Annotated in this window: 23 protein-coding genes and 1 other RNA gene; 10 read left to right on the forward strand and 14 right to left on the reverse strand. The window is 66.7% G+C overall.

Translation table 11 applies throughout. From position 1 onward, the window contains the following. Nucleotides 1–21: 21 nt before the first annotated feature. From ssrA to JN22_RS15595, 3 genes are all read left to right on the forward strand, one after another. Nucleotides 22–382, forward strand: a transfer-messenger RNA (tmRNA) gene (gene ssrA, locus JN22_RS15585). 47 nt (nt 383–429) lie between these two features. After that, on the forward strand, nt 430–927 hold the full coding sequence (locus JN22_RS15590; RefSeq protein ID WP_085554847.1) for an SspB family protein: 498 nt from the start codon (nt 430–432) through the stop codon (nt 925–927). Nucleotides 928–934: 7 nt separating this feature from the next. Continuing rightward, the gene (locus JN22_RS15595) at nt 935–1,321 is read left to right on the forward strand and encodes a TfoX/Sxy family protein (protein ID WP_085554848.1); all 387 of its coding nucleotides are present in this window, start codon (nt 935–937) and stop codon (nt 1,319–1,321) included. Nucleotides 1,322–1,501: 180 nt separating this feature from the next. Here JN22_RS15595 and JN22_RS15600 read toward each other — a convergent pair whose 3' ends face one another. Further along, complete coding sequence (locus tag JN22_RS15600) at nt 1,502–2,209, reverse strand: COQ9 family protein (protein ID WP_085554849.1); 708 nt, start codon at nt 2,207–2,209, stop codon at nt 1,502–1,504. A 9-nt stretch (nt 2,210–2,218) separates the two neighbouring features. Next, nucleotides 2,219–2,746, reverse strand: a complete 528-nt coding sequence (def, locus tag JN22_RS15605; RefSeq protein WP_085554850.1) for a peptide deformylase — start codon at nt 2,744–2,746, stop codon at nt 2,219–2,221. 230 nt (nt 2,747–2,976) lie between these two features. On the opposite strand from def, the gene rpsU reads away from it, so the two are divergent. Next, nucleotides 2,977–3,180: a 30S ribosomal protein S21 gene (rpsU, locus tag JN22_RS15610; RefSeq protein WP_012974546.1), complete on the forward strand. Its 204-nt coding sequence runs from the start codon at nt 2,977–2,979 to the stop codon at nt 3,178–3,180. A gap of 244 nt (nt 3,181–3,424) precedes the next feature. Further along, the gene (gene panB / locus JN22_RS15615; protein ID WP_085554851.1) at nt 3,425–4,261 is read left to right on the forward strand and encodes a 3-methyl-2-oxobutanoate hydroxymethyltransferase; all 837 of its coding nucleotides are present in this window, start codon (nt 3,425–3,427) and stop codon (nt 4,259–4,261) included. Between the two features lie 9 nt (nt 4,262–4,270). Here panB and JN22_RS15620 read toward each other — a convergent pair whose 3' ends face one another. From JN22_RS15620 to JN22_RS15635, 4 genes are all read right to left on the reverse strand, one after another. After that, the gene (locus tag JN22_RS15620) at nt 4,271–4,444 is read right to left on the reverse strand and encodes a hypothetical protein (RefSeq protein WP_179166173.1); all 174 of its coding nucleotides are present in this window, start codon (nt 4,442–4,444) and stop codon (nt 4,271–4,273) included. Nucleotides 4,445–4,697: 253 nt separating this feature from the next. After that, the gene (locus JN22_RS15625) at nt 4,698–6,092 is read right to left on the reverse strand and encodes an NAD(P)(+) transhydrogenase (Re/Si-specific) subunit beta (protein ID WP_085554852.1); all 1,395 of its coding nucleotides are present in this window, start codon (nt 6,090–6,092) and stop codon (nt 4,698–4,700) included. A 3-nt stretch (nt 6,093–6,095) separates the two neighbouring features. Beyond that, a complete protein-coding gene (locus JN22_RS15630) occupies nt 6,096–6,515 on the reverse strand; it encodes an NAD(P) transhydrogenase subunit alpha (RefSeq protein ID WP_085554853.1) in 420 nt (139 codons plus the stop codon). Between the two features lie 22 nt (nt 6,516–6,537). Next, nucleotides 6,538–7,704 carry a Re/Si-specific NAD(P)(+) transhydrogenase subunit alpha gene (locus tag JN22_RS15635; protein ID WP_085554854.1) on the reverse strand — a complete coding sequence of 389 codons (1,167 nt, stop codon included), beginning with the start codon at nt 7,702–7,704 and terminating at the stop codon, nt 6,538–6,540. 373 nt (nt 7,705–8,077) lie between these two features. Here JN22_RS15635 and JN22_RS15640 point away from each other — a divergent pair, with 373 nt between their 5' ends. Further along, nucleotides 8,078–8,326: a DUF2312 domain-containing protein gene (locus tag JN22_RS15640; RefSeq protein WP_085554855.1), complete on the forward strand. Its 249-nt coding sequence runs from the start codon at nt 8,078–8,080 to the stop codon at nt 8,324–8,326. Nucleotides 8,327–8,385: 59 nt separating this feature from the next. Here the strand turns inward: JN22_RS15640 and JN22_RS15645 are convergent, their stop codons facing one another. Both JN22_RS15645 and JN22_RS15650 read right to left on the reverse strand, forming a co-directional pair. Then, the gene (locus JN22_RS15645) at nt 8,386–10,632 is read right to left on the reverse strand and encodes an anthranilate synthase (RefSeq protein ID WP_085554856.1); all 2,247 of its coding nucleotides are present in this window, start codon (nt 10,630–10,632) and stop codon (nt 8,386–8,388) included. 279 nt (nt 10,633–10,911) lie between these two features. Then, the gene (locus JN22_RS15650; RefSeq protein WP_085554857.1) at nt 10,912–11,637 is read right to left on the reverse strand and encodes a hypothetical protein; all 726 of its coding nucleotides are present in this window, start codon (nt 11,635–11,637) and stop codon (nt 10,912–10,914) included. A 331-nt stretch (nt 11,638–11,968) separates the two neighbouring features. On the opposite strand from JN22_RS15650, the gene JN22_RS15655 reads away from it, so the two are divergent. Together JN22_RS15655 and JN22_RS15660 are read left to right on the forward strand one after the other, a co-directional pair. Then, nucleotides 11,969–12,943 (forward strand): response regulator, encoded by a 975-nt coding sequence (locus tag JN22_RS15655; RefSeq protein ID WP_085554858.1) that lies wholly within the window; start codon nt 11,969–11,971, stop codon nt 12,941–12,943. A gap of 250 nt (nt 12,944–13,193) precedes the next feature. Then, nucleotides 13,194–16,694, forward strand: a complete 3,501-nt coding sequence (locus tag JN22_RS15660) for an indolepyruvate ferredoxin oxidoreductase family protein (protein ID WP_085554859.1) — start codon at nt 13,194–13,196, stop codon at nt 16,692–16,694. A 172-nt stretch (nt 16,695–16,866) separates the two neighbouring features. On the opposite strand, the gene JN22_RS15665 is transcribed toward JN22_RS15660, so the two are convergent. The 3 genes from JN22_RS15665 to JN22_RS15675 all read right to left on the reverse strand — a co-directional run bounded on the left by JN22_RS15665 (nt 16,867) and on the right by JN22_RS15675 (nt 19,877). After that, on the reverse strand, nt 16,867–17,988 hold the full coding sequence (locus JN22_RS15665; RefSeq protein WP_143268334.1) for a hypothetical protein: 1,122 nt from the start codon (nt 17,986–17,988) through the stop codon (nt 16,867–16,869). 1 nt (nt 17,989) lies between these two features. Continuing rightward, the gene (locus tag JN22_RS15670; RefSeq protein WP_143268335.1) at nt 17,990–19,510 is read right to left on the reverse strand and encodes an AAA family ATPase; all 1,521 of its coding nucleotides are present in this window, start codon (nt 19,508–19,510) and stop codon (nt 17,990–17,992) included. Between the two features lie 145 nt (nt 19,511–19,655). Continuing rightward, the gene (locus tag JN22_RS15675; protein ID WP_085554861.1) at nt 19,656–19,877 is read right to left on the reverse strand and encodes a helix-turn-helix domain-containing protein; all 222 of its coding nucleotides are present in this window, start codon (nt 19,875–19,877) and stop codon (nt 19,656–19,658) included. 260 nt (nt 19,878–20,137) lie between these two features. Between JN22_RS15675 and JN22_RS15680 the strand changes: the two genes are divergently transcribed. Next, the gene (locus tag JN22_RS15680) at nt 20,138–20,611 is read left to right on the forward strand and encodes a thermonuclease family protein (protein ID WP_085554862.1); all 474 of its coding nucleotides are present in this window, start codon (nt 20,138–20,140) and stop codon (nt 20,609–20,611) included. A gap of 199 nt (nt 20,612–20,810) precedes the next feature. Then, nucleotides 20,811–21,281 (forward strand): hypothetical protein, encoded by a 471-nt coding sequence (locus tag JN22_RS15685; RefSeq protein WP_085557185.1) that lies wholly within the window; start codon nt 20,811–20,813, stop codon nt 21,279–21,281. Nucleotides 21,282–21,439: 158 nt separating this feature from the next. Here JN22_RS15685 and JN22_RS15690 read toward each other — a convergent pair whose 3' ends face one another. The 3 genes from JN22_RS15690 to JN22_RS15700 are packed head-to-tail and all read right to left on the reverse strand — an operon-like array spanning nt 21,440 to nt 26,447. Further along, on the reverse strand, nt 21,440–24,556 hold the full coding sequence (locus JN22_RS15690; RefSeq protein ID WP_085554863.1) for an efflux RND transporter permease subunit: 3,117 nt from the start codon (nt 24,554–24,556) through the stop codon (nt 21,440–21,442). Beyond that, nucleotides 24,553–25,770, reverse strand: coding sequence for an efflux RND transporter periplasmic adaptor subunit (locus JN22_RS15695; RefSeq protein ID WP_085554864.1), 1,218 nt, complete (start codon nt 25,768–25,770; stop codon nt 24,553–24,555). Before JN22_RS15695 ends, JN22_RS15690 begins: the two co-directional genes overlap by 4 nt. Beyond that, a complete protein-coding gene (locus JN22_RS15700; RefSeq protein ID WP_085554865.1) occupies nt 25,767–26,447 on the reverse strand; it encodes a TetR/AcrR family transcriptional regulator in 681 nt (226 codons plus the stop codon). Before JN22_RS15700 ends, JN22_RS15695 begins: the two co-directional genes overlap by 4 nt. Nucleotides 26,448–26,534: the final 87 nt, after the last annotated feature.

Genomic DNA, 26,534 nt, shown 5'->3' on the forward strand with positions numbered 1-26,534 from the left:
ATCGGCCGCATCGCCACACACCCCCTTCCCTTGCGGGCCGGGAGTGCCTATATTCCGTCCGTCGGTTCGCCGACTATGGCGATAAACGCCTTGTGGAATAAGCGTTGTGGACCCGGGGGCGGTACCCGGCGCCTCCACCAACCATCATCCGGACTCGTTGACCGGGGTCGTTGGGGGCGAAATAGGATCGACACGCGTGGTAAAGGCATGGTTTTCGCTCGGCATGGTTCCGCCGTTATCGGGCCGTTGCAATAGTTGCCAACGACAACGTTGCTCAGGCTCGCCTCGCTGCCTAACGGCGGCTGGTAGCCTAAACCTAATCCCCGATGGTTAGCGCCTGAGGGTGGGGCCGTGGGCCGCCTAGCAACAGAAGGCCCACACCTTATCTCTCCAAGCTTCACCAAGCGATTTCCAGGGACCCGCCCAAGCATGCCGAAAGAGCAGCTTCGCTATGACCGGATGGTCGAAACCGCGCTGCGCGGTGTCGTCCGCGACGCTCTGACCGATGTGGCCGAGCGTGGGCTTCCCGGAAACCACCATTTCTACCTGACCTTCCGCACCGGCTATCCGGGGATCGACATCCCGGACTACCTGACGGCGCAGTATCCCAACGAGATGACCATCGTCCTCCAGTTCCAGTATTACGGGCTGGAGGTGCACGACGATCATTTCGAGGTGACGCTGAGCTTCAACAACGTGCATGAGCGTCTGGTGATCCCCTTCGCCGCGATCACCACCTTCGCCGATCCGTCGGTGAATTTCGCCCTGCAATTCCAGCCGCTGGCGCCCGCCGAGTCGGGGGATGTCGCGGCGATGCCGGCCCGCCCGGTCATGGTCGAGCGCAAGGACGAGCCCAAGGACGCCGCTCCGGCCGAGGAGCCGAAGCGCGGCGAGGTCGTCGCCCTGGACGCCTTCCGCAAGAAGTGACCCCTCCATGCCCGCCCGCCCGCCGAGCGAGTTCGTCTCCAACATCTGCGAGACGCTGGCTCGGCTCGGCGATGTGCGGGCGCGCCGCATGTTCGGCGGCTACGGCATCAGCTGCGACGGGCTGACCTTCGCGCTGGTGGCCGACGAGACGCTTTATTTCAAGGTCGACGCCACCAACCGGGCCGCCCACGAGGCGCTCGGGCTGGAGCCCTTCCGTCCCTTCGCCGACAAGCCGACCGCCCTGTCCTACCGCCCTCCGCCCGACTCGGCGCTCGACGATCCCGACGAGCTGCTGGACTGGGCGCGCCCGGCGCTGGAGGCGGCGCTGCGGGCGGCGGCCGCCAAGCGGTCGAAGGGAAGGAAGAAAGCCGTCTCCGCCAGCCGAGCGGCGTGACCGGCGCGGGTCGGCTCTTCCGACACCCTACGGACCGCCCTCCCCTCCTGCCGTCATGCCCGGCCTTGTGACAGGCGCCCACGACGTGACAGGCGCCCACGGCCGCAAATCGCCGGGCGAAGGTCGCGCCGTGGATGACGGGTCAAGTCCGGTCATGACGAATGGCAGGCGCCGAAACCCTCAGATGTTCTCCGCCATGTGCGCGGCCGCCGCGTCGGTCCTGGCCTCCGCCTTGGCGTCGCCGGTGCGCCGCCGCACCTGACGCGCGAAGCGCACCGGGTTCGGCAGATAGGACAGCAGCGAGCCGACCTTGCCGAGCGACGCGGTCGCCTTGCCGACAGTCATCACGTCGGCCAGACGGCGGTCGACGAAGGCCCAGGTCTCCGCATGGTCCTCCGACTGGTCGTCGAGCCAGTAGAAGGTCGAGGAGCTGACCACCGCCGCCAGCAGGGCGCGCTTGGTGTAGTGGTTGTAGTCGGTCGAGGTGTCGCCGGCCGCGAACCACATCGAATCGACGGTGCGGTACAGCAGCTTCAGCCCCAGCCCGACATTCTGCGGCAGCGCCAGATAGGAGAGCTGCCGCCGCTTGGCCTCGCGGTGGGGGGCCAGCACCTCGAAATGGGTGCGGATGGCCAGCGCGATCTTCTCGCGGACCTTCATGGTCTCCAGCGGCTGGGTGTCCAGCCGGTTCAGCGTCTCGCGGTCGGTCCAGTCGGCGAAATGCCCGATGGCGTCGGCGACGCCGCCGGGAAAGGCGCGCAGCAGGGCCGACGGCTCATGCCCCGCCATGTCCGTGCCGTCGCGCAGCGCCTGGAGGCTCCAGCCGTCGAAGACGACGTTGGGCAGCGTCGCCAGGATAATCTCGTCGCGCAGCCGGTCGATGCTCATCGGTGTCTCCTACCCCTTGCGGGCGTCGGTGATGTGGTGGGCCTCATCGGTGAAGGCCAGAAGCGTCAGGTCGTCCATGCGGTCGATGTAGAGGACGCCGTCGAGATGGTCGATTTCGTGCTGGAGGACGCGGGCGTGGAAGCCGCTCGCCTCGCGTTCGATCGGCGCGCCGTCCAGCCCGATCCCACGGTAGCGGATGCGGCTGTGGCGCGGCACCAGCCCGCGCAGGCCGGGAATCGACAGGCAGCCCTCCCAGCCCAGTTCGGTCCCGCCGTCCAGCGGCTCGATCACCGGGTTGACCAGCACGGTGGTCGCCACCGTCTCGCCCTCCCCCCGGTCGGCGGGCACGCGGAAGACGACGATCCGCCGCGCCACGGCGACCTGCGGCGCCGCCAGCCCCACGCCGGGCGCGTCCATCATCGTCTCGATCATGTCGGCGGCCAGCCGCGCGACCTCGGGATCGGTCGGATCCGCGATCGGTTCGGCGACGGCGCGCAGCACCGGGTTGCCCATGCGGGCGATCGTCAACACAGCCATGGCTTATTATCTGTGACCGGACCGGGTCCCGGCAACCGTTTCACGGTCCGGACGGCGGCTTTCCCGGCGAAAGGCGTCCGCCCCGGAGGCATCGGGAGCAAACACAAGACTCCGCTTCACAAGAAGGACGCACCGTGCTACACACTCATCCACACAAGGGGTGCGCCCGCCGCGCATGCCTGCTTGTTGCTTAACTGCAACACGGCTCACTTGGAAGGGTGACGGTTAACGTGCAAGTTCTGGTCCGAGACAACAACGTCGATCAGGCCCTCCGCGCGCTCAAGAAGAAGATGCAGCGCGAGGGTATTTTCCGTGAAATGAAGCTGCGCCGCAATTACGAGAAGCCCTCGGAAAAGCGCGCTCGCGAGAAGGCGGAAGCGGTGCGTCGCACCCGCAAGCTCCTCCGCAAGCGGATGGAACGCGAGGGCTATTGATCGACGGGCGCCGTTCGGCGCCTGCGATTTCGGGCGCGCCCGGTTCCCGCCGGAAGACGCGCCCAAGACCCCTTTGTGTCTTGCACCCGACCGTCCCGTGATTTTTCGCGTGGGCGGTTTTGGTGTATCCGGACCTCCCTGCCCTGATTGTGCGTGGGGCGCGCGTATTGCTGCGCCACCGAAGCCTCGGGCCGAAGCCACGCGCCGAAGCCACGCGCCAACATCTTCCGGTGGAAGGATCGCCATGAGCGCCTCGAAATCCAACGCCCGCGTCTCGGTTCCGGCGCTCCGCGCCCGCAAGGGCGGCGATCCCATCGTCTGCCTGACCGCCTACACCGCCCCGGTCGCCCGCCTGCTCGACCCGCACGTCGACCTGCTGCTGGTCGGCGATTCGCTGGGCATGGTGGTCTATGGGCTGGACAGCACGCTGCCGGTCACGCTGGACATGATGATCGCCCATGGCGCCGCCGTGGTGCGCGCGTCGGAGCGGGCCTGCGTGGTGGTCGACCTGCCCTTCGGCAGCTACCAGGAGAGCCCGCAGGCCGCCTTCCGCGCCTCGGCCCGCGTGATGGCGGAGACCGGCGCCCAGGCGGTGAAGCTGGAGGGCGGGCTGGAGATGGCCGAGACGGTGGCCTTCCTCGCCGCGCGCGGCATCCCGGTGATGGGCCATGTCGGGCTGACGCCGCAGTCGGTCAACACGCTGGGCGGCTACAAGGCGGTCGGCCGCGACGCCGAGGCCGCCGAGCGGATCGCCGCCGACGCCCGCGCCATCGCCGAGGCCGGCGCCTTCTCGCTGGTGATCGAGGGCACGATGGAGTCGCTGGCCCGCCGCATCACGCAGGAGGTCGCCATCCCGACCATCGGCATCGGCGGTTCGCCGGCCTGCGACGGGCAGGTTCTGGTGACCGACGACATGCTCGGCCTGTTCGGCGCCTTCCAGCCGAAATTCGTCAAGCGCTACGCCGAGCTGGGCGCGGCGGTCGGCGAGGCCGCCGCCGCCTACGCCGCCGAGGTGAAGGCGCGCAGCTTCCCCGGTCCCGAGCATTGCTTCGGCGTCAAGAAGGCCACGGCGCCGGTCTGAGCGCTCCCCTCACGGCTCGGTCAGCGGATGGATCGAGGTGGCGCACAGCCGGAGCCCGGCGATGAGCAGACCGGCAAGATTTTTGCTCGGCGCTTGAAAGTCGTCGGCTGCTGCCTTTCGCGGGTTTCGATGGGCCGGCATCTCTCCTTTTTCGTCATGCCCGGCTTTATGCCGGGCATCCACGGCCGCAAATCATCATGGACAAGGTTGCAGGTGGATGACCGGGACGAGCCCGGTCATGACGAAAGGCGCGGCTGCTTCCTCACACCCCGTCGACGATGATCATGTCGAATAACGCTCGTAGGCGACGGTATCGGTCACCGCGACGTCGGCGATGACATAGGCGGTCATGGGTGGCCCCCTTGTTTTCCAGCATGGAAAAGGCGCGGGAAGCCTAGCTCCCCGCGCCCGTTCCATCAAACCGAACAAGAGCCTATCAGGCTTCCATCGCCTTCACGACCTCTTCGGTGACCTTCTTCGCGTCGCCGAACAGCATCATGGTGTTGGGGCGGAAGAACAGCTCGTTCTCGACGCCGGCGTAGCCGGCGGCCATGCCGCGCTTGATGAAGAACACCGTCTTGGCCTTCTCCACGTCCAGGATCGGCATGCCGTAGATCGGGCTGGCCGGGTCGGTCTTGGCCGCCGGGTTGGTCACGTCGTTGGCGCCGATGACGAAGGCGACGTCCGCCGTGCCGAAGTCGCGGTTGATGTCCTCCAGCTCGAACACCTCGTCGTAGGGCACGTTGGCCTCGGCCAGCAGCACGTTCATGTGGCCCGGCATGCGCCCCGCCACCGGGTGGATGGCGTACTTCACGTCGACGCCCTCGTGCTTGAGCGTGTCGGCCATCTCGCGCAGCGCGTGCTGCGCCTGCGCCACCGCCATGCCGTAGCCCGGCACGATGATCACCGACTGGGCGTTCTTCATGATGTAGGCGGCGTCCTCGGCCGAGCCGGCCTTCACCGAGCCCTGCGGACCCTTGGCCGCGCCGCCGGCCGCCGCCGCCTCGCCGCCGAAGCCGCCGAGGATGACGTTGAAGATCGAGCGGTTCATGCCCTTGCACATGATGTAGGACAGGATCGCGCCCGAGGAGCCGACCAAGGCACCCGTGATGATCAGCAGGTTGTTCTGGAGCGTGAAGCCGATGCCGCAGGCCGCCCAGCCCGAGTAGCTGTTCAGCATCGAGATGACCACCGGCATGTCGGCGCCGCCGATCGGCAGGATCAGCAGGAAGCCGAGCGCCAGCGCGACGATGACGATCAGCCACATCGCGGTGGTGGAGTTCGACTGCACCAGCCAGACGATCAGCAGCAGCGTCAGCACGCCGAGTGCCGCGTTGAGCGGGTGCTGCATCGGGAAGACCAGCGGCTTGCCGGTGACCAGCCCCTGGAGCTTGGCGAAGGCGACGATCGAGCCGGTGAAGGTGATGGCGCCGATGGCGGTGCCGAGCGCCATCTCGACCAGCGAGCCCTTGGCGATGGCGCCGGGCAGGCCGATGCCGTAGGCCGCGGGCGAGTAGAAGGCGGCGAGCGCCACGAAGACGGCGGCCAGACCGACCAGCGAGTGGAAGGCGGCGACGAGCTGCGGCAGGGCCGTCATCTCGATCTTCTTGGCGACGACGTAGCCGATGCCGCCGCCGATGGCGATGCCGAGCACGATCATCCAGTAGGACTGGACGATGGGCGAGGCCAGCGTGGTGAGGATGGCGATGGTCATGCCGACCATGCCGTAGATGTTGCCCTGGCGCGAGGTCTCCGGGCTGGACAGGCCGCGCAGCGCCATGACGAAGCAGACCGAGGCGACGAGGTAGAGAAGGGCGGACAAGGTTTCCATGGTTTACTTGCCCTTCTTCTTGAACATGGAGAGCATGCGCTGGGTCACCAGGAAGCCGCCGAAGATGTTGACGGAGGCGAGGATGACGGCGAGGAAGCCAAGGATCTTGGAGAAGTCGACGCCGGCCGGGCCGGCGGCGACCAGCGCGCCGACGATGATGACCGAGGAGACGGCGTTGGTGACGGCCATCAGCGGCGAGTGCAGGGCCGGCGTGACGCGCCAGACCACGTAGTAGCCGACGAAGCAGGCCAGCACGAGAACCGTCAGGCCGGTCACGAAGAAGCTGCCATGGCCGCCGGCGGCCTCGGCCGCCGGTTGCGCGCTGCTCGCCACCTGGGCGGCCAGCAGATCGGCCTGCTGGCCGAGGGCCGCGAGATTCGCCTTCAATTCGGCGATGCGGGCGGACAGTTGAGTCTGATCCATAAGGGGTCTCTCCTCGGGCGCGTCAGCCGGCGAAGGCGGGGTGGACGACGGCGCCGTCGCGGGTCAGCGCGATGGCCTTGACGATCTCGTCGTCCCAGTTGACCGCGACGCCCTTGTCCTTGTCGTGCAGCACCGTCAGCAGGGCCAGCAGGTTCTTGGCGTAGAGCAGCGAGGCGGACTCGGCGATGCGGCTCGGGTAGTTGGCGTGGCCGACGATCTTGACGCCGTTGGCGGTGACGACCACCTCGCCCAGCTTGGAGCCCTCGACGTTGCCGCCCTGCTCGACCGCCAGATCGATCAGCACCGAACCGGGCTTCATCGAGGCGACATGCTCGGCCGTCACCAGGATCGGCGCCTTGCGGCCGGGGATCAGCGCCGTGGTGATGACGATGTCCTGCTTCTTGATGTGCTCGGCCACCAGCGCCGCCTGCTGGCGCTTGTAGTCGTCGCTCATCTCCTTGGCGTAGCCGCCGGCGGTCTCGGCCTGCTTGAACTCGTCGTTCTCCACCGCGACGAAGCTGCCGCCGAGCGACTGCACCTGCTCCTTGACCGCCGGGCGCACGTCGGTGGCCGAGACGATGGCGCCCAGACGCTTGGCCGTCGCGATGGCCTGGAGGCCGGCGACGCCGACGCCCATGATGAAGGCGCGGGCCGGCGGCACGGTGCCGGCGGCGGTCATCATCATCGGGAAGGCGCGGCCGTACTCGCTGGCCGCGTCCACCACCGCCTTGTAGCCGGCGAGGTTCGCCTGGCTCGACAGCACGTCCATGACCTGGGCGCGGGTGATGCGCGGCATGAACTCCATGGCGAAGGCGTTCACGCCGGCCTCGGCGTAGGCCTTCACATGCTCCCGGCTGTTGTGCGGGTTCAGGATCGCGAACAGCAGCGCGCCCTTCTTCAGCAGCGCCAGCTCGTTCGTGTCACCGGCCGCCCCCGCCTGCCCTTCCCCCGAAAGGAGCGGACGCTGGACCTTCAGCACGATGTCGGCATCGCCGAGCGCCGACGCGGCGTCGGCCGCGATGGTCGCGCCGGCGGCCGCGAACGCGGCGTCGGGAATGCTCGAACCGAGACCGGCCCCGCTTTCCACCACCACGTCGAGGCCGAGCCCCTTCAGCTTCTTCACCGTCTCCGGTGACGCCGCAACGCGAAGTTCGCCCGCACGTCGCTCCTTGGGTATGGCGACTTTCATTGTTCCAACTCCCCTGCCTCAAAACACGCCGATCCCGCGAAATCGGCCTAGACGACACGGCATACATGCCGGATCCGTGTGACTTTGTGAAGCCAAACACATCGATGGTAATACCAGCCTGATCGCCGTGCCGCAACAAAGGGTATAGCAGCCCTGTTCGTTCGTATCATTGTTTCAGCGGAAACGAGAAAAGGCGAAACACATGAAACGGCGCCCGTTTCATGCGCCAGGACATGGGGCCCTGCCCGCGACGCTGCGCCGCAGGGGAAGGGCCGGCGGGGGCGCCGCCGCGCAACGGCCGCTTGCCATTCCCACCGCCCGCCGATATCGTCCGGCCCCGTTTCCGGTAGTCTGAAAGTTGCGAGGTTTCTTCATGTCCGATGTCGGCGGCATTGCGGCGGATCGCCTGAAATCCTTCGTCGAGCGCATCGAGCGCCTGGAGGAGGAGAAGAAGGGTCTCCAGGAGGACGTCAAGGAGGTCTACGCCGAAGCCAAGGGCACCGGTTTCGACACCAAGATCATCCGCCAGATCATCCGCCTGCGGAAGATGGACAAGGCCGACCGCCAGGAGCAGGAGGCCATCCTCGAGCTGTACAAGGAAGCCCTGGGGATGGTGGAGTAACGGCGCCCTCCCCTTGTCGAGGAAGGCGCCTTCTGATTTCTTGAACGTCCGGCCGGGGCTCACGCCGCCTCGGCCAGGGCCCGCCCGGCCAGCCGGGCCATGACGGTTCCGATCAGCGTCAGGCCGTGCCCCCCGTCGAGCGTCAGGATCGATTCGGGGTGGAACTGCACCGCCGCCAGCGGCAGGCTCCGGTGCTCCAGCGCCATCACCTGCCCGTCGTCGGTTTCCGCCGTGACCTGAAGCTCCGGCGGCAGGGAGTCGCGGCGGGCCACCAGCGAATGGTAGCGGCCGACGCGCAGGCGCTCGGGCAACCCGTCGAACAGCTCCCCTCCCAGCACGCGGATCTCCGACCCCTTGCCGTGCATCGGCTCCGGCAGCAGGCCAAGGCTGCCGCCGAAGCGTTCCGCCATGCCCTGCAAGCCCAGGCACACGCCGAACACCGGCACCCCCAGGGCCAGCGCCGCGTCGATGGTGCCGGCGACGTCGAAGTCGGCCGGCCTTCCCGGTCCCGGCGACAGCACCAGCAGGTCGGGCGGATCGGCCTGGAGGGCGGCGCGCGCGTGGACATGGCGCAGGGTCGTCACCACCGCCCCGGTCTGCCGGAAATAATCCCCCAGCGTGTGGACGAAGCTGTCGTCGTGATCGACCAGCAGGACCCGCTTGCCGCGTCCCGGCCGCGCCGCCGGCGCCACCCGCGCCGGATTCGGCGGCGCGACGCCCCGGATGGCGTCGCGGAAGGCGGCGGCCTTCAGCCGGCATTCGGCGTCCTCGGCGTCCGGGTCGCTGTCGGACAGCAGGGTCGCCCCGGCGCGGACGGTGGCGACGCCGTCCTTCAGGCGGATGGTGCGCAGGGTCAGCCCGGTGTCCATGCCGCCGTCGAAGCCGATGCGCCCGAAGGCACCGCCGTACCAGCGGCGCGGCGACTTCTCGGTGTCCTCCAGGAACTGCATGGCCCGGTGTTTCGGCGCGCCGGTGACGGTGACCGCCCAACTGTGGGTGAGGAAGGCGTCGAGCGCGTCGAAGCCGTCGCGCAGCCGGCCCTCGACATGATCCACCGTGTGGATGAGGCGGGAATACAGCTCGATCATCCGGCGGCCGGCGACGCGCACCGAGCCGGGCTCGCAGATCCGCGCCTTGTCGTTGCGGTCGACGTCGGTGCACATGGTCAGCTCCGCCGCGTCCTTGGCCGAGTTCAGCAGCGTCAGGATCTGCGCGGCGTCGCCCAGCGGGTCGGCCCCGCGCGCCACGGTGCCGGAGATCGGGCAGGTCTCGACCCGCCGCCCGCCCACCGGATGGCCAATGCCCGGATGCCCAATGCCCGGATGACCGCCGACGCGCACGTACATCTCCGGGCTGGCGGCGACCAGGAACTCTCCGTCGCCCAGGTTGATCAGCGCCTCGTAGGGGGCCGGGTTGGCCGCCCGCAGCCGGCGGAACACGGCCGACGGGCTGTCGGCGCAGGGCTCGGCGAAGGTCTGGCCGGGCACCACCTCGAACAGGTCGCCACGGCGGAAAGCGGCCTTGGCGGCCTCGACCACCTGCTGGTACTCGCCGGGAGCGTGGTCGCCCTCGGCCGCCGCGTTGGTGTCGGGGCGGTAGGGATGGGCGCGGCCGGTGCGGGGCATGCCGTCGGTGGTCCGGTCGCCAACGGTGAACTCATAGGTGAAGCGGCGCGCCACGCCGGCCGCCGGATCGACCGCGACGATCGCGTCCGGCACATAGAGAACGAGGTCGCGCTGGTCGTCCGGCCGTTCCAGCCGCCGCCGGACCGGCTCGAACTGGAAGGCGAGGTCGTAGGCGAAAGCGCCGTAGAGGCCGAGGAACGGGTCGCCGTCGGCCGCGAACAGGCCCATCAGCGCCCGCAGCACCGAAAAGACCGAGGGCTGACGGCTGCGCTCCTCCTCGGCGAAGACACGGCCGGGCCGGCACACCAGGGCGGTGACGCGGGACGGCGCGACCTCCAGCCCGGCCAGCGTGTCGAGGCCGCGCAGGGCTCCGGCCACCGCCGGCAGCAGCAGCCGGCCCCGCCGGTTCAGCGCGTCGATGCGCACCGTGCGCCCGCGCGCCGTCACCGCGAGCGGCGGATCGACGAAGCCGAGCGCGTAGCGGCGGTAACGGCCCGGCGCCTCGACTCCGCCGGCCAGCAGCAGCCCGCGCCGCTCGTCGAGGGCCGCGACCAACGGGTCGAGCGCGCTGTCCGGCGCCAGCGGCTGGGCGCTGCGGCGGATGGTCAGGCCGCCGCCGGTCCGCCGGTCCAGCGGATCGAGATGGCGGGGATCGGCGAGGAAGAAATCGGGGGGAAGCATCGGGGCGGTCTCCGGTCGGTCGGTTGTCGCCGTCCGGATGGTCCGCTCGCACCTTCGGTTTCCGCATGTCACGAAAAAGGCCGCTCCGGACGATCCGGGCGGCCTTCGATTCCTGGTGCGCTCAACGCGCGTCGCTTGGGCCAGCCCGATTTAAGCGGGCCACCACCAACGACGCGACAGGAGGAGCGACTGCGTGTTCATGACGGCCAGTCCGCCACAGGGAGGGCTGCCCTGTCAAGGCCCGCCTTCCACGCGCCGCGGAATGTCGCGCGGCATGCGTCAACGCGGCCGCGCCGCTCCCGGTCCGGCCGCCAGGGATGCCGCCCCCGTCCGCGCCGCCGCCCACGCATCGGGCAGCAGCGTCGCCGCCACCAGGGCCGCCACCGCCGCGTCAGGCCAACCCTGCCCCAGCACCGCGACGCCGGCCACGCCCAACAGGGCGGCGCCCAGCGGCAGCAGGTCGGCGCGGGAGCACAGCCAGACACTGCGCGGGGTCGGCCGGCCACGCCGCCCGGCGAACAGAAGGGTCGCCATCGCCAGGGTGACTCCACCCGCCAGCAGCAGGGCGAGCCCGGCCAGCGGCGCCTCGGGCACCCCACCCACCACCAGCACGCCATCCCCGAGCAGACCGCCATCGATCAGCCGGCGCCCGGCGGCAACGATCACCCACGCCACCCCGGCGCCGAGCAGCAGGCCCCGGAGCAGCGACAGCCCGGCGCGAGCCTCCAGGGAGCGCCCCGGCACCGGCGCCATCGGCCGCCGGGCCATCGGCTCTCCGGCCGTCCACAGCCCGACGCCATGGGTTGCCGCGCGGTTCAGGAAGAGAAGCGCGACGGCCCACAGCGCCACCGCCCGCGTCTCCGTTCCGGCGGACAGCAGCACAAAGCCCAGCAGGGCGTTGACCATCAGGCCGGTGCGCAAAATCCTCCGGTAATCCGACGGGCCGGAACCACCGCCGGAGCGCCCGCCACCGCCGCCACAGGCTCCGCCACCGCAACCGCTCATATCCCTCGCCCCCCTGCCCGGCCGCCCTTCGCGGCGGATCGCCATTGGTCCGATGATGCGGGATATAGGCCTCATCCTGTCCAGCGTCCATATGCATCAGGATTTTCTGATGGAAAACCCCGCCGTTTGATCGCGCAAACCGGGTGGATGCCTGCCTCGAACGGGGAAGCCAACCCCGGAACCACCCCCTTCGATCGGAAGGTCGGATGGGTCCCGCCTCTCCGGCCGGGGCAGCGGACCGGCCCATCGGGCGTTCCCCCTTCCCCGCGCCGTGAAAAGGGCACGGGCGGTGCGGATATCGGTAAGGCAGCCCACGAACCGGAAGCGGTCCATGACGAAGCGCCCCTCCTCCCAGATCAAAATCCTCATCGTCGACGACAACCCGCTGCTCCAGCGGGCGCTGAAGGACATGCTGGGCCTGTGGGGCGTCGGCCAGATCACCACCGTCGCCAACGGCCAGGACGCCAAGGAGGCGCTGCGCCGCGAGGCCTTCGACCTGATGGTCACCGACTGGGTGATGGAGCCGGTGGGCGGAGCCCAGTTGATCCAGTGGATCCGCCAGTCGCCGGGCTGCCTGCGCCCCGACCTGCCGATCATCGTGCTGACCGCCAACGCCGACCTGTCCACCGTCCGCTGCGCCTGGGATTCGGGGGCCGATTCCGTGCTTGCCAAGCCGGTGCCGGCGGCGACGCTCGCCCGCCGCATCGACGCGGTGCTGAACCGGCGCGACAGCGGCGTGAAGGCCGGCGGCCAGCAGCAGCGCCCCTCCACCACCGAAACGCCCGTCACTCCGCCCCAGCCCTCGGCCCAGCCCGCCACGGCGCCGCGACTGCCGCCCCCGGACACCCCCGCCTTCCCGCCGGCCTCCGCCCCGTCGGCGGCCCAGCGCGGCGGCGATCCGAAGCGGGTGCGGCTGATGCTGGCGCTCGACCGGCTGGAGGCGGCGATCGACCGCCCCGACCCCATCGGCAGCCGCTTGCGCCACGCCGTGTCCGACTTGCAGATCGTCACCAACGGCGAGCACGCCCTGTCCTCGATGGTCGCCTCGCTGTCGACCTGCGTCACCTGGGTCGAGCCCGACACCGAGGGCTTCGTCGACGCGCTCCAGGCCCACGCCGCCGCCCTGCGCTGGGCGGCGGGCAGCGACGGCAGCGCCCAGTCGATGGCGGTGGCGCTCTGCCTGATCCGCACGCTGCGGGCCACCGTCCGTTCGCTGGCGGCGCGCGGCCAGACCGATTTCGGCGGCTGGCCCGACAACGGGGCCGGAACCGCCCCGCCCCCGAAATCCCCCCTGCCGCCCCGCTGAGTCCCACCCCATATCCCTTCAAGAGCGGTGGGCGGCGAGACAGGACGGAGCGGGAATTTCCGCAAGGCGGACGATTCCATACGCTCCGTTACGGATCACCGCCGGTTGCCGGCCGTTCCTTGCTTTTTGCGGAACGGGCGGCGACCGGCGTTGCGATATACGGCAGCCATCATTACCTTTTCGTCCATCGAACAAAACGGCGATCCAGCAATAAAGCCCGACCGCCGGCGCTTTGGGGAGGATGGGACCGATGGCTCTCGCGACCGTTTCACTGGACGACAAATACGCGCTCGAACAGGGCCGCGTGTACCTCACCGGGACCCAGGCGCTGGTGCGCCTGCCGATGATGCAGCGCCAGCGCGACCTCGCCGCGGGGCTGAACACCGGCTGCTTCATCTCCGGCTACCGTGGGTCGCCGCTCGGCGGCTTCGACCAGAATCTGTGGAACGCCCGCAAGTTCCTGGAGAAGAACCACATCCAGTTCCAACCCGGCGTCAACGAGGAGCTGGGCGCCACCGCCGTCTGGGGCAGCCAGCAGGTCGGCATGTTCAAGGGCGCCAAATACGACGGCGTCTTCGCCATGTGGTACGGCAAGGGGCCGGGCGTCGACCGCTCCGGCGACGTCTTCAAGCACGCCAACGGCGCCGGCACCTCGAAGCACGGCGGCGTGCTGGTGCTGACCGGCGACGACCACAACTCCAAGTCCTCGACCTTCCCGCACCAGTCCGAACACGCCTACATGCACGCGATGATCCCGGTGCTGAACCCGTCGGGCGTGCAGGAGATCCTGGATTACGGCCTGATCGGCTGGGCGATGAGCCGCTATTCCGGCTGCTGGATCGCCATGAAGACGATCGCCGAGACGGTCGACACCTCGGCGTCGGTGTACATCGACCCGCACCGCGTCAGCCCGGTGATCCCGACCGACTTCCCGATGCCGCCCGGCGGCCTGAACATCCGCTGGCCCGACCCGCCGCTGGAGCAGGAACACCGGCTGATGAAGCACAAGCTCTACGCCGCCCTGGCGTTCGCGCGCGCGAACAAGCTGGACCAGGTGATCATGTCCAGCCCCCGCCCCCGCTTTGGCATCGTCACCACCGGCAAGAGCTACCTCGACGTCCGCCAGGCCTTCGACGAGCTGGGCATCACCGAGGAGATGGCGTCCGACTGGGGCATCACCGTCTACAAGGTCGGCATGCCCTGGCCGCTGGAGCGCGACGGCGTCCGCCACTTCGCCGAGGGTCTGGAGGAGATCGTCGTCGTCGAGGAGAAGCGCGCGGTCATCGAGAACCAGCTCAAGGAGCAGCTCTACAACTGGAATCCCGACGTCCGCCCCAAGGTCGTCGGCAAGTTCGACGAGCAGGGCGAGTGGATCCTCCCCTCGGCCGGCGAGCTCTCCCCCGCCCAGATCGCCGTGGTCATCGGCCGCCGGCTGGAGCGCTTCGTCGACAACGAGAACCTGAAGCGCCGCATCGCCTTCCTCGACGCGCAGGAGAAGCAGAAGGCCCACGTCGCCCGCGTCGTCCGCAAGCCGACCTTCTGCTCCGGCTGCCCGCACAACACCTCGACCGTGGTGCCGGAAGGCAGCCGCGCGCTGGGCGGCATCGGCTGCCACTACATGGCGACCTGGCTCGACCGCAGCACCGACACCTTCACCCAGATGGGCGGCGAGGGCGTTCCCTGGGTCGGCCAGGCCCCCTTCACCGACGAGACGCACATCTTCGCCAACCTCGGCGACGGCACCTACTTCCACTCCGGCATCCTGGCGATCCGCCAGTCGATCGCCGCCAAGGTGAACATCACCTACAAGATCCTGTTCAACGACGCCGTCGCCATGACCGGCGGCCAGCCCTTCGACGGCACCCAGACCGTGCAGTCGATCGCCCAGACCCTGCGCGCCGAGGGCGTCACCCGCATCACCGTCGTCACCGACGAGCCCGAAAAATACGGCATCAACAACGGCCTGCCGCAATTCACCACGGTGGAGCACCGCGACGACCTCGACCGCGTCCAGAAGGAGATGCGCGAGGTCACCGGCACCAGCGTCCTGATCTACGACCAGACCTGCGCCACCGAGAAGCGCCGCCGCCGCAAGCGCGGCAAGATGGTGGACCCGGCCAAGCGCGTCGTCATCAACGAGCTGGTCTGCGAGGGCTGCGGCGACTGCTCGGCCAAATCCTCCTGCGTCTCCGTCGTCCCGCAGGAGACCGAGTTCGGCCGCAAGCGCCAGATCGACCAGTCCTCCTGCAACAAGGACTATTCCTGCACCAAGGGCTTCTGCCCCAGCTTCGTGACCGTCGAGGGCGGCCAGCTCCGCAAGCCCAAGCCCGCCGCCGCCAAAGCGGTTGACGCCGCGCCGCTGCCCGCCCCCGCCCTGCCCGTCTTCGACAAGACCTGGGGCCTCTACGTCACCGGCGTCGGCGGCACCGGCGTGGTGACCATCGGCGCCCTGCTCGGCATGGCCGCCCACATCGAGGGCAAGGGGGTCGGCGTGCTCGACATGACCGGCCTCGCCCAGAAGGGCGGCGCCGTCACCAGCCACATCCGCATCGCCCACACGCCCGAGGACATCCACTCCGTCCGCATCGCGGCGGGCGGCGCCGACGCGGTGCTCGGCTGCGACATCGTCGTCGCGGCGGCCGGCGACGGGCTGTCCAAGATGCGCTCGGGCCACACCCGCGCCGTCATCAACACCCACGACGCCATCACCGCCGACTTCATCAAGAAGCCGGACATGGTGATCCCGGTCCGCGACCTCGTCGGCGACATCCGCCGGGCCTGCGGCGGCGAGGCGATGGTCGACGCGCTCGACGCCCACCGGCTCGCCACCGGGCTGCTCGGCGACAGCCTCTACGCCAACCCCTTCCTGATGGGCTATGCGTGGCAGAAGGGCCTGATCCCGCTGTCCGAGGAGTCGATCCTCAAGGCCATCGCGCTGAACGGCGTCGCCGTCACGCTCAACGCCGACGCCTTCCAGTGGGGCCGCCGCGCCGCCGTGGACCTCAAGGCCGTCGAGGCCGCCGCCACGCCCGCCACCCCGGTGGAGGCCGGCTCCAGCCTTCTGATCGACCAGCGCCGCCCGTCCGCCAGCCTGGAGGAGGTGATCGAGCGCCGCACCCGCTTCCTGACCGACTACCAGGACAGCGCCTACGCCGCCCGCTTCCACGCGCTGGTCGACTGGACCCGCCGGGTCGAGGGGCAGAAGATCCCCGGCTCCACCGCCCTGACCGAGGCCGTCGCCCGCGCCCTCTTCAAGCTGATGGCCTACAAGGACGAGTACGAGGTCGCCCGCCTCTACACCGACAGCGGCTTCGTCGAGAGCGTGTCGCGCATGTTCGAGGGCGACTGGAAGCTGACCTTCCACATGGCCCCGCCAGTGCTGGGCGAAACCGCCGAGGACGGCGGCGAGCCCAGGAAGAAGACCTTCGGCCCCTGGATGCTGCCGGTCCTGCGCCTGCTGGCCAAGGGGAAGCGCCTGCGCGGCACCCGCCTCGACCCGTTCGGCCGCACCGCCGAGCGCCGCCAGGAGCGCGCCCTGATCGCCGAGTACGAATCGGTGATGGGCGAGGTCCTGCACGGCCTGACCCGCGACACCCTCGCGCTCGCGCTGGAGATCGCCGCCTTGCCGATGGAGATGCGCGGCTACGGCCCGGTCAAGGCCCGCAACGTCGCCGCCGCCAAGGCGAAGGAGGCCACGCTGCTGGCCGCCTTCCGCGCCCCGGCCCAGCCGCAGCCGATGGCGGCAGAGTGAGGGTTCCGTGACGGACGGGTGCGAGAGGCGTCGCCTCTCGCGCTCTCCACCAAGGGCCGGTCGGCCCTTGGAACCCGCTTTGGGGATAGGTACGTCGGCACAGCTACTGCGGAAGGAAGGATCAATTTTCACTCAATAGCAGGGGAAAACAACCTTTCAATTGCTTTGCCATCTACGCAAAATTCATTTGAGAGTCCGCAGCCAAGGATATTAACGCTTGCCTAGCTAAGACATATACAGCCTTCTTATAAATTTCATTTTCCAGATCTCGCTCTAGCGCACCGACTAACGCTCGATGAAAGCGCCCCGCTCGAGAAAAACGAGCAATAAAAGGTATAACGCTTTCAGGAATCGAGAGAATAGAAAGCGCATCACATCTATCATTTATAATTTCTTCCCGAGAAAAACGTTCTTTCAGGCCTTGCCTTACGGAAAAAGGTAGCTGTCTCCCTGACTTTAAATTAATGGTCCACCACTCCTCCATTTCTTCGTTATTTAATTGAGGGAAATTCGGGAAAACGTCTATGAAGTTACCTCGCTGACCACAAGCCTCTTGATTATTATCAAAGAACACCTCCAACATATGAGGCCCAATATAATTCTCTACACCCCAACCTTCTGTAATATGAAAGTTGAAGAAAGGATTTCTTGCCTCACTAACTCCCTCTCTATTAACAACACGCATCCTGAAAAGCGCATCATGTGCCTTCTCACTCGTGCTATCTCGCACGAATGGAGGAACTATAGTTGCCACATCTCGGTCACAAATGCAGATGCCCTGAATTTTTTCACCCACGAGTTCTTCCATCACGGAACCAAGTGGATTCCCGCCTCCATGATAGCGTCGGACATATATATTATTAATTGAACCACCGAGCGCACCTACAGCACGGGACATTAGAAAAGTGTAAACCGCCCCATCAGATATAGCATTCTCTACATACAAAGCTGGTGGATGCTCTAACCACCAATGAAGCTCCTCTGAGCGCACATAGCATTCCGCTCCAAGTGGCGCTCTTTCATTTGAAGAAAGAGGTAAAACAACTAGATGCCGAGGGGATGCTCGCAAAGAAGCAGCATAATCTTGAGCACGCCGTAGAATGGTATCCAGTGTTCTGGCCGCCTGAGGCCCAAATTGAATTGAACGCCTTAGCTTGACCACCTCCGCGGGAGACAGGCAAAGTAAATGATTACGCTGAAGATGGACGTGCAGAAGCCTATCGATCAGCGCATCATGAGCCCGCAGATCTAATTCTGATAAATTAGAGAATTCTCTTGACAATCTAATATGCATGTCAAAGCGCCGAAAAGAAGCCAGACGGCCAGTCTAGAATTACACCATCTTCGTTAAATTTGACCTCTTGCAAATTTGATTGCCCAGTTATTTCATCTTTATTTACAAAATATATGGCAATATCATCTTGAGATACCTGCTTTTCAGCAATAAGTACGCCCAACTGAGAAACTAACGTTTCGCTATGTGTTTCAACCAATATTTTAGTCGAACGCCCACCTTTACTTCCCGATGTAACTGCCCCCACAAAAAGATCTGCCAAATTCGATTGCATAGCGGGGTGAAGGTGTAGCTCTGGCTGCTCCACTGCAAACAATGCCTCACCAGCACCAAAAAAATCGCCATTTGGATTACGCTCTCGCACAGCATGCAATTGAGCAATAACTGGTACAAGCTGAGAGAATCCAAATCCAACATCAGCAATATTTTCAAATTGATTCTGCCCCTGACGGCCAATCTTTACACTTACATGTCCTGGCCCTGATTCTTCCACTGAGATTGTATGACCACATGCGCGAACAAGAAGGTCGTTAAACGACCTTCTCTCTTCCTCATTCAGAGAATAAACATACATAGCAGTATTTTCACCGCTAGAATCAAGTCTATCCACAGCCAACTCTTGCAATCGAGCAAATCTTTTTCCGCTAGCACGCGAAGGGCCGATATAGGCTGATCCCAGAAAAATTGGTTCAACCACAAAACTTAAGTACCGTATCATTTGAGGAAGATCATTAATCATCGAAAGATTTGATATCAATCGAACACTCTCATCAGTCAATTTCTTTTGAACAACGTTAGGAAAACTCAACAACGCTTCCCGTGCCCTCTTTCTTGGCAAGAAAGGTATAGATCTGGCGAAAAAATCAATTTTCTCTGCTGCCGTACGCCCATGGATGATGCCAGCGAGCGCACCACGAATTGGTTCATAGAATACCGGACCTCTGCTAGAGCGCGCAATTTCCTCTTTTACCACAACTCTCGAAATTTCAGGAAAAAGAGATTTAGTATCAACTGAGTATGCAGCTCCACCCAATTCATAATTTCTCTTATCTATTCGCAAAGCGGTTAGCTGGCCAGCTTGATCCCAATCAACTTCTAGCGTCTGATCTCCATAACGAATTTCTATACCATTAAATTTTGTTCGAATCCCTTCTGCACTTAAGCGCATTATATATTCAAACTCAGCGTGCGCCTCATCAAATGACTGGAGAAACGTGTATCGCATTCTGCGTGAGAAATTATGAAAATGAGGCGCGACAACCCGAATACCTATTCGGAGTTCAGAGCCCACTCCGCTATGAGTCACCACATCGGATATGTTTCCAAGATCAACAGAATCTGAACTCCACAGAAGCGGAGACGAGCTTTGCCGCTCTAACGATTGCTGAAGCAGTGGAATCAGTCGGGTAAGCGAACTTTTCCCCGAGCTATTTTTCCCCAGAAGAATAGTCAACGGCCGAAACTGAAGCTTAGCTTCAGTACGGAAACTCCGATAGTTTTCAACTGTAATTGATTTCAGCATGTGATCTTCATAGTAAAATCCATCCGATGCCTATTATACTACACACTCGAAGAGTGCAGTTCTACAGATAATACAACATCAAGGCTGGAACGCCTAAACGAAATAGGCGAAAATCGAACAGCCAGAACATCAAAGCCATGACAGCTTATGGCCTCATACGTACCCCATCGTCACCCCGGTTGGAAAATTCCACACCAGCGGCTTCGAGCGCCTTCCGCACATTCTCAAGCGAACTCACGCGAATATCAATCCCGCCCTCCTCAATACGCCGGACGGTGCTGAGGGAGATGAGGGCGCGGTCGGCAAGCTCTTGCTTCGACCAGTCGAGCAAGGCACGCGCCGCACGGACTTGACGCGAGGTGATCATGTAGGACCACCTGTCGCATCGGGACAAAATCCGCTAGCAAATGAACATTATCGGTCTTAAAAGAGCAAAAAACGCTCTTTTCTGCGAACCGATGCGGGAGCTTCCTCGACGTCCCGCAAACGATGGTCATTGCAAGGGGATACACGATGGCGAGAAAGACGTGCCGTGCCTGTGATCCAAAATCCCGTTCCGCCAGACTCGGGGCATGGCCCCGGCATCCCGCCGGCTACGGCATACCAATCCTCGTGATAATCGCGTGCTTGAGCGGAGCGACCAGCGCCCCCGCCTTCCCCTCCGACAGCGTCACCGGCTTCGTCCAGTCCGTGGACACGGGCAGCCGCCTGACCATCGACGAGCAGCGGATCCGGCTGTGGGGGATCGACGCCCCCGACCGCGATCAAGCCTGTCTCGACGGCGAGGGGCAGGCGCAGCGCTGCGGCGAGATCGCGCGCATCGCGCTGGACGTCATCACCAGGGAGCGCCGGGTGACCTGCCATCCCGTCACCTCCGTGCTCACCGTCGATCCGGCGGAGGCGGCGCCGATGCGCTGCACGCTCGACGGCTACGATCTGAACGGGCGCATGGTGATGATCGGCTACGCCCTCAACCGGGCGGAAAGCGCCGGGCTCTACACCGCCACCGAGGCGCAGGCCAGGGACCGCCAGATGGGCCTGTGGGGCGGCGTGTTCGTGCCGCCCGCCGTCTGGCGCGAGCGCAAGCTCGGCCGCCGCTGAGCCGCCCCGCCCCCGCCCGCGCGGGCGGCCCTCCCGCGCGGCGGCTCCCCGGCGGCGGTGCCGGCGGAGCCCCGGTGGAGCCCCAGGGGAGGCGGGAGGACATTCGGCGGACATTTTAAGATTTCGGGAACGCTTGCCTTGCTAGGCTGTTCGGAATCGGGAATCCTCCGACCGTCCCCCCTTGGGTGTCCGTCCCGCCGTGTCCAGCATCTCCGCCCTTCCCGCACCGTCCAGCGCGCAGCCCCCCTCCGGGCTGGCGAAGCTGCGGCAGATGCTGGCGAGCGAGGCGGCGGCGATCCAGCCGATCCGCCGGATTCCGGGCGAGGAGGAGCGCAAGCGCTCCGAAGCCGAGGCAAAGCTCGACGCGACCGACGACGCGCTGAAGGGCAGCGGCCGGGCGGAAACCGACGAAACCCGCGCGCGGGCGCGCTCGGCCGGCCGCTCGGCGGGCGGCTTCTCGATCGGCGGCACGGCGGCGGACGGACGGCCCGTCACCGGCGCGCCGCTGCCGCAGACCGCCCTGCCCAACGCCGGCTTCGTCACCCAGAGCATCCACCAGGAAGCCATGGGCGACGGCCTGACCATCGAGCCCTGGTCCGACGCCATCGCCGCCTACCGCCGCGCCGACGCCGGGGTGAACACCCCGATGCTGACCCAGGTCGCGGTGTAGGAAGCCCCTCTGCCTTGCAGAGCCCCTCTCCCTGAGGGAGAGGGGTTGGGGTGAGGGGGCAACGCAAACCGATCTTTCGCCTGCGGCGAATCCCCCTTATCCCAACCCTTCTCCCTCAGGGAGAAGGGCTTTTCAGTAGGGGGAAAGGGCTTTGAGGCTCAATCCCCCTCCGCCGGCATGGTTCCGGCGGGGACGTCGTGCTTGCGGCCGTGGATCAGGCGGCCGACGGCGTTGCCCAGATCCTCCATGTACAGATACAGCGACGGCGTGATGTAGAGCGTCAGGATCTGCGAGACGCACAACCCGCCGACCACCGCGAGGCCGAGCGGCTGGCGCAGTTCCGCCGCAGCACCATGGGCCATGGCGATGGGCAGCGTGCCCATGATCGCCGCCATCGTCGTCATCATGATCGGGCGGAAGCGCAGCACGCAGGCCTGCTCGATGGCGTCGTGGGCGGTCATGCCGTTGCGCCGGGCATCGACCGCGAAGTCGATCATCATGATCGCGTTCTTCTTCACGATGCCGATCAGCATCAGGATGCCGATGATCGCGATGACGCTCAGCTCCTGGCCGAAGACCATCAGCGTCGCCAGCGCGCCGATCGCCGCCGAGGGCAGGCCCGACAGGATGGTCAGCGGGTGGACGAAGCTCTCGTACAGCACCCCCAGCACGATGTAGATCACCAGCACCGCCGCCGTCAGCAGCAGCGCCTGCCCCGCCTGGGCGTCCTGGAACACCTGCGCGGTGCCGGCGAAGCCGGTGCTCACGCTGGGCGGCAGCCCGAGCCGCAGCTCCGACGCATGGATGACCGACACCGCGTCGCCCAGCGAGGCGCCGGGCGCCACGTTGAAGGACAGGGTGACCGCCGGCAACTGCCCCTGGTGGTTGACCGCCAGCGGCCCGGCGGTGCGCTCCACCCGCGCGAAGGCGTCGAGCGGCACCAGCTTGCCCGAGGCGGAACGGACATAGATGCGCGACAGCGACGAATCGTCCTGCTGGAACTTCGGCAGCAGCTCGATCAGCACCTGATAGTCGTTGGTCGGCGTGTAGATGGTCGAGACCTGCCGCTGCCCGAAGGCGCTGTAGAGCGTCGAGCGCACCTGATCGACGCCGACGCCCAGCGTCGCCGCCTTCTCGCGGTCGATGTGGATGTAGGCCTGCGGGTTGTTGAGCTGGAGGTCGCTGGTGACGTCCTGGAGGATCGGCAGGCCGCGCAGCTCGGCCTCCAGCTTGCCGGCCCACTGGTACAGCTCGTCGGTGTCGATCGCCTGGATGGTGTACTGGTACTGGCTCTTGGACGAACGGCCGCCGATGCGCAGGTTCTGCACCGGCTGCATGTAGACCGCCATGCCGGGGATGTTGTTCACCTGCCGGCGGAGCTGCTGGATGATCTCGGGCGCCGGCGGGCGCTGGTCGCGCGGCTTCAGCACCAGGAACATGCGGCCCTGGTTGCCGGTGCTGCCGCCGACGCCGACCGAGGAGGTCACGTCCGCCACCGCCGGATGGGCCTGCATGATGGCGGCGACCCGCTGCTGGCGCTCGGCCATCGACGGGAAGGCGATGTCGGGCGACGCCTCGGTCGTCACCTGGATCTGGCCGATGTCCTCGGTCGGGAAGAAGCCCTTGGGGATCGCCTGGTAGAGCAGGACCGAGCCGACCACCGTGCCGATCATCACCAGCCCCATCAGCGGCCGGTGGCGCAGCGTCCAGCGCAGCGTGCGGGCGTAGCCGTTCAGCAGCGCGGAGAAGCCGCCCTCCAGCACGCGGCCGAACAGGTTCTCCTTCCCGCCATGGGCGTGGTGGGCGAGGAAGCGCGAGCACATCATCGGCGTCAGCGTCAGCGACACGAAGGCCGAGGCGGCGATCGCCATGGTGACGACCATCGCGAACTCGTGGAACAGCCGGCCGACGACGCCGCCCATCAGCAGGATCGGGATGAAGACCGCGACCAGCGACAGGGTGATCGACAGGATGGTGAAGCCGATCTCGCGGGCGCCCTTGATGGCGGCCTCGAAGGGCTTCATGCCCTCCTCGACGTAGCGGACGATGTTCTCCATCATCACGATGGCGTCGTCCACCACCAGACCCACCGCCAGCGTCAGCGCCATCAGCGAGATGTTGTCGATGGAGAAGTTCAGCAGATGCATGCCGCCGGCCGTCGCGATCAGCGAGATCGGCACGGCCAGCGCCGGGATCAGGGTTGCCGACAGCCGGCGCAGGAACAGGAAGATCACCATCACCACCAGCGCGATGGTGAGGCCCAGCGTGAACTGCACGTCCTCCACCGCCTCGCGGATCGAGGTCGAGCGGTCGTTGACGATCTTGATGGCCGCCGCCGCCGGAAGCTGCGCCTGGAAGGTCGGGATCAGGGCGCGGACACGGTCCACCACCTCCACCGTGTTGGCGTCGGGCTGGCGCTGGACCGCCAGCATGATGCTGCGGGTGCCGTTCAGCCAGCTCGCCGTGCGGTTGTTCTCGACGCTGTCCTGAACCTGCGCCACGTCGCCGAGCCGCACGGGTGCGTTGTTGCGGTAGGCGACGATCAGCTCGCGGAAGGCGGCGGCGTTGGGAAGCTGCGGGTTGGCGGCGATGACCAGCTGCTGGCGGTCGCCGGTCAGCGTGCCGACGGGCGTGTTGGCGTTGGCGGCGGCCATCGCCTTCTGAAGCTCGTCGATGCCGATGCCGCGCACCGCCAGCGCGTTGGGGTCGATCTGGGCGCGCACCGCGTATTTCTGCGAGCCGTAGATCTGCACCTGGGCGACGCCGGGCAGGGTCGCGACCTTGGGCTGGACGATGGTCTCGGCGATGTCGTTGAGCGCCGAGAGCTGGAGCGTCGGCGAGTTCAGCGAGATGAACAGGATCGGCTGGTCGGCCGGGTTGACCTTGCGGTAGCTGGGCGGCGTGGTCATCTCGGCCGGCAGGCGGCGCAGCGTGCGGGCGATGGCCGCCTGCACGTCGGCGGCGGCCGCGTCGATGTCGCGCTCCAGCACGAACTGGATGGTGATCGAGCTGTTGCCGAGCGTGCTCGACGAGGTCAGCGTGTCGATGCCGGCGATGGTGGAGAACTCGCGCTCCAGCGGGCTGGCGACCGAGGCGGCCATCGTCTCCGGCGAGGCGCCCGGCAGGGTGGCGGTGACGCTGACCACCGGAAAGTCGACGCGCGGCAGCGCCGCCGTGGGAAGCTGGCGGTAGGCCGCCAGACCGCCCAGCACCAGCGCCGCCGTCAGCAGGATGGTCATCACCGGACGGCGGATGCAGAGTTCGGAGAGGTTCATGAAGCGCCTCCGGCGGCGGTCGGGGCCGCGATGGCCGGCGCCTCGCTGCGCTTCCTCGTCGCCCCGGCCTCGCCCGGCGTGTCGGGCGCGCGCTCGGCCACCCTGGCGCCGGGATAGAGGCGCGACTGGCCATCGACCACCACCCGGTCGCCGGCGGCAACGCCCGACGCGATGACGCTCAGCCCATCCTGGCTGCGGGCGACCGAGACCGCGCGGATCTCCACCGTCTCGTCCGGCTTCACGACATAGACGAAGCGGCCCTGCTGGCCGATCTGCACCGCCGCCTCCGGCACCGTCACCGCGTGGGGATCGACCCGCAGGGTCAGCACCGTGTCGACGAACTGGCCCGGCCACAGGCGGGTGTCGGCGTTGGCGAACTCGCCCTTGACCAGGATGGTGCCGCTCTGCTGGTCGACCTGGCTGTCGACGAAGGTCAGGTGCCCCTCGGCGGGGGCGCCCGGCTGGCCGGGGATGCCGGCGGTGACCTTCAGCGTGCCCTCGCCCATCGCGCGGCGGATCACCGGCAGATGCTTCTCGGGCACGTTGAACGAGACGTTGATCGGGCGGAGCTGGGTCAGCGTCACCAGCGGCGTGGCGTCGGCGGCGCGCACCATGGTGCCGGGCTTGGCGTTGACGGTGCCGGTGCGGCCGTCCATCGGCGCCTCGATCCGGGTGAAGCTGAGCGACACCTTGGCCGCCTCGATGGCGGCGAGGTCGGCCTTGACCGTGCCCTCCAGCGCGTCGGCGGTGCCGACGGCGGCGTCGTACTGGGTGCGCGAGATGGCGCTGGTGCGGACCAGCTCCGCGTAGCGCTTGACGTCGTTCTTGGCCTTTTCCAGGCTGGCGCGGTCGCGCTCCAGGTTGGCCTGGGCCTGGCGGAGCTGGGCCTCCAGCGCGCGGGCGTCGAGGGTGAAGAGCGGATCGCCGGCCTTGACCTCCTGCCCCTCGGTGAAGTGGACGGTCTCGACCACCGTGTCGACGCGCGCCTTGATGGCGATGGCGGCGATCGGCTGGACCGAACCGATGGTGCCGATGCGCTCGGGCACGGCGCGGACCTCCACCGGGCGGGTCACCACCGGGATGCCGCGCGCCGCGGGCGGGGTCGCCGCCTTGGCGGTCTGCGCCTCGCCGCCGGCGCGCTGGGCGTACCAGTAGCCCCCGCCGCCAAGCGCGGCCAGAACCGGAAGCAGAAGGAGGATCCGTCTCGTCGTCACGTCGAACTCCCGGCGGGCACGAAGGAAGGGGCAGGCACGAAGGCGGAACGGGTGCTGGTGGAATGGGTGCTGGCGGGATGGCCCCGGGCGGGGGCCGTCGCCGTCAGCACCAGATCGAGAACGGCCTGCTCCAGCGCCTCGCGCGGGCGGTCGCCCAGCAGCATGATCCCGCCGCGCACCATGCCGATGATGAGCAGCGAGGTCATGTCGCCGTCGAGCGGCCGGAACTCGCCGGTGGCTACACCGTCATCCAGCACCTTGCGGAGCGCGACGGCGATGCGGGCGCTGCGGCGGCGCAGGATGCGGCGCATCCGGTCGGCCAGATCGGACTGGTCGCCGCCCAGCAGCTTCAGCGTCGGCAGCTGCTCGCTCAGCGTGTCGATCAGGGCGGACACCATGGCCGTCAATCGTGTCACCGCCGTGACGTCGGGGGCGAGATGCGCGTCGAGCCTCTGTTCCAAACCGCCGAGTGCGCGCTCCAGCGTTTCAAGATAGAGTTCTTCCTTGGACGGGAAATAGCGGTACAGGGTGGCCTTGCCGACCCCGGCCTTTTTCGCCACCTCGTCCACCTGCACATCGGCGTAATCGCGCCCGGCGAACAGGTCGGCGGCGGCGGTCAGGATCGTTTCCCGCCGCCTGGCCCGCCAGTCCGGCACGTCATCCAGATCAAGAGGCATGAATGGAACTCGTCGGTTTCAAAAACCGACCTTAACCGAGCGCCGTGCGCTGTCAAGCGGGAGCTTTCGTAGGCACATGATATGCCC

The organism is Azospirillum agricola, assembly GCF_020005195.1.
Lineage (GTDB): Bacteria > Pseudomonadota > Alphaproteobacteria > Azospirillales > Azospirillaceae > Azospirillum > Azospirillum agricola.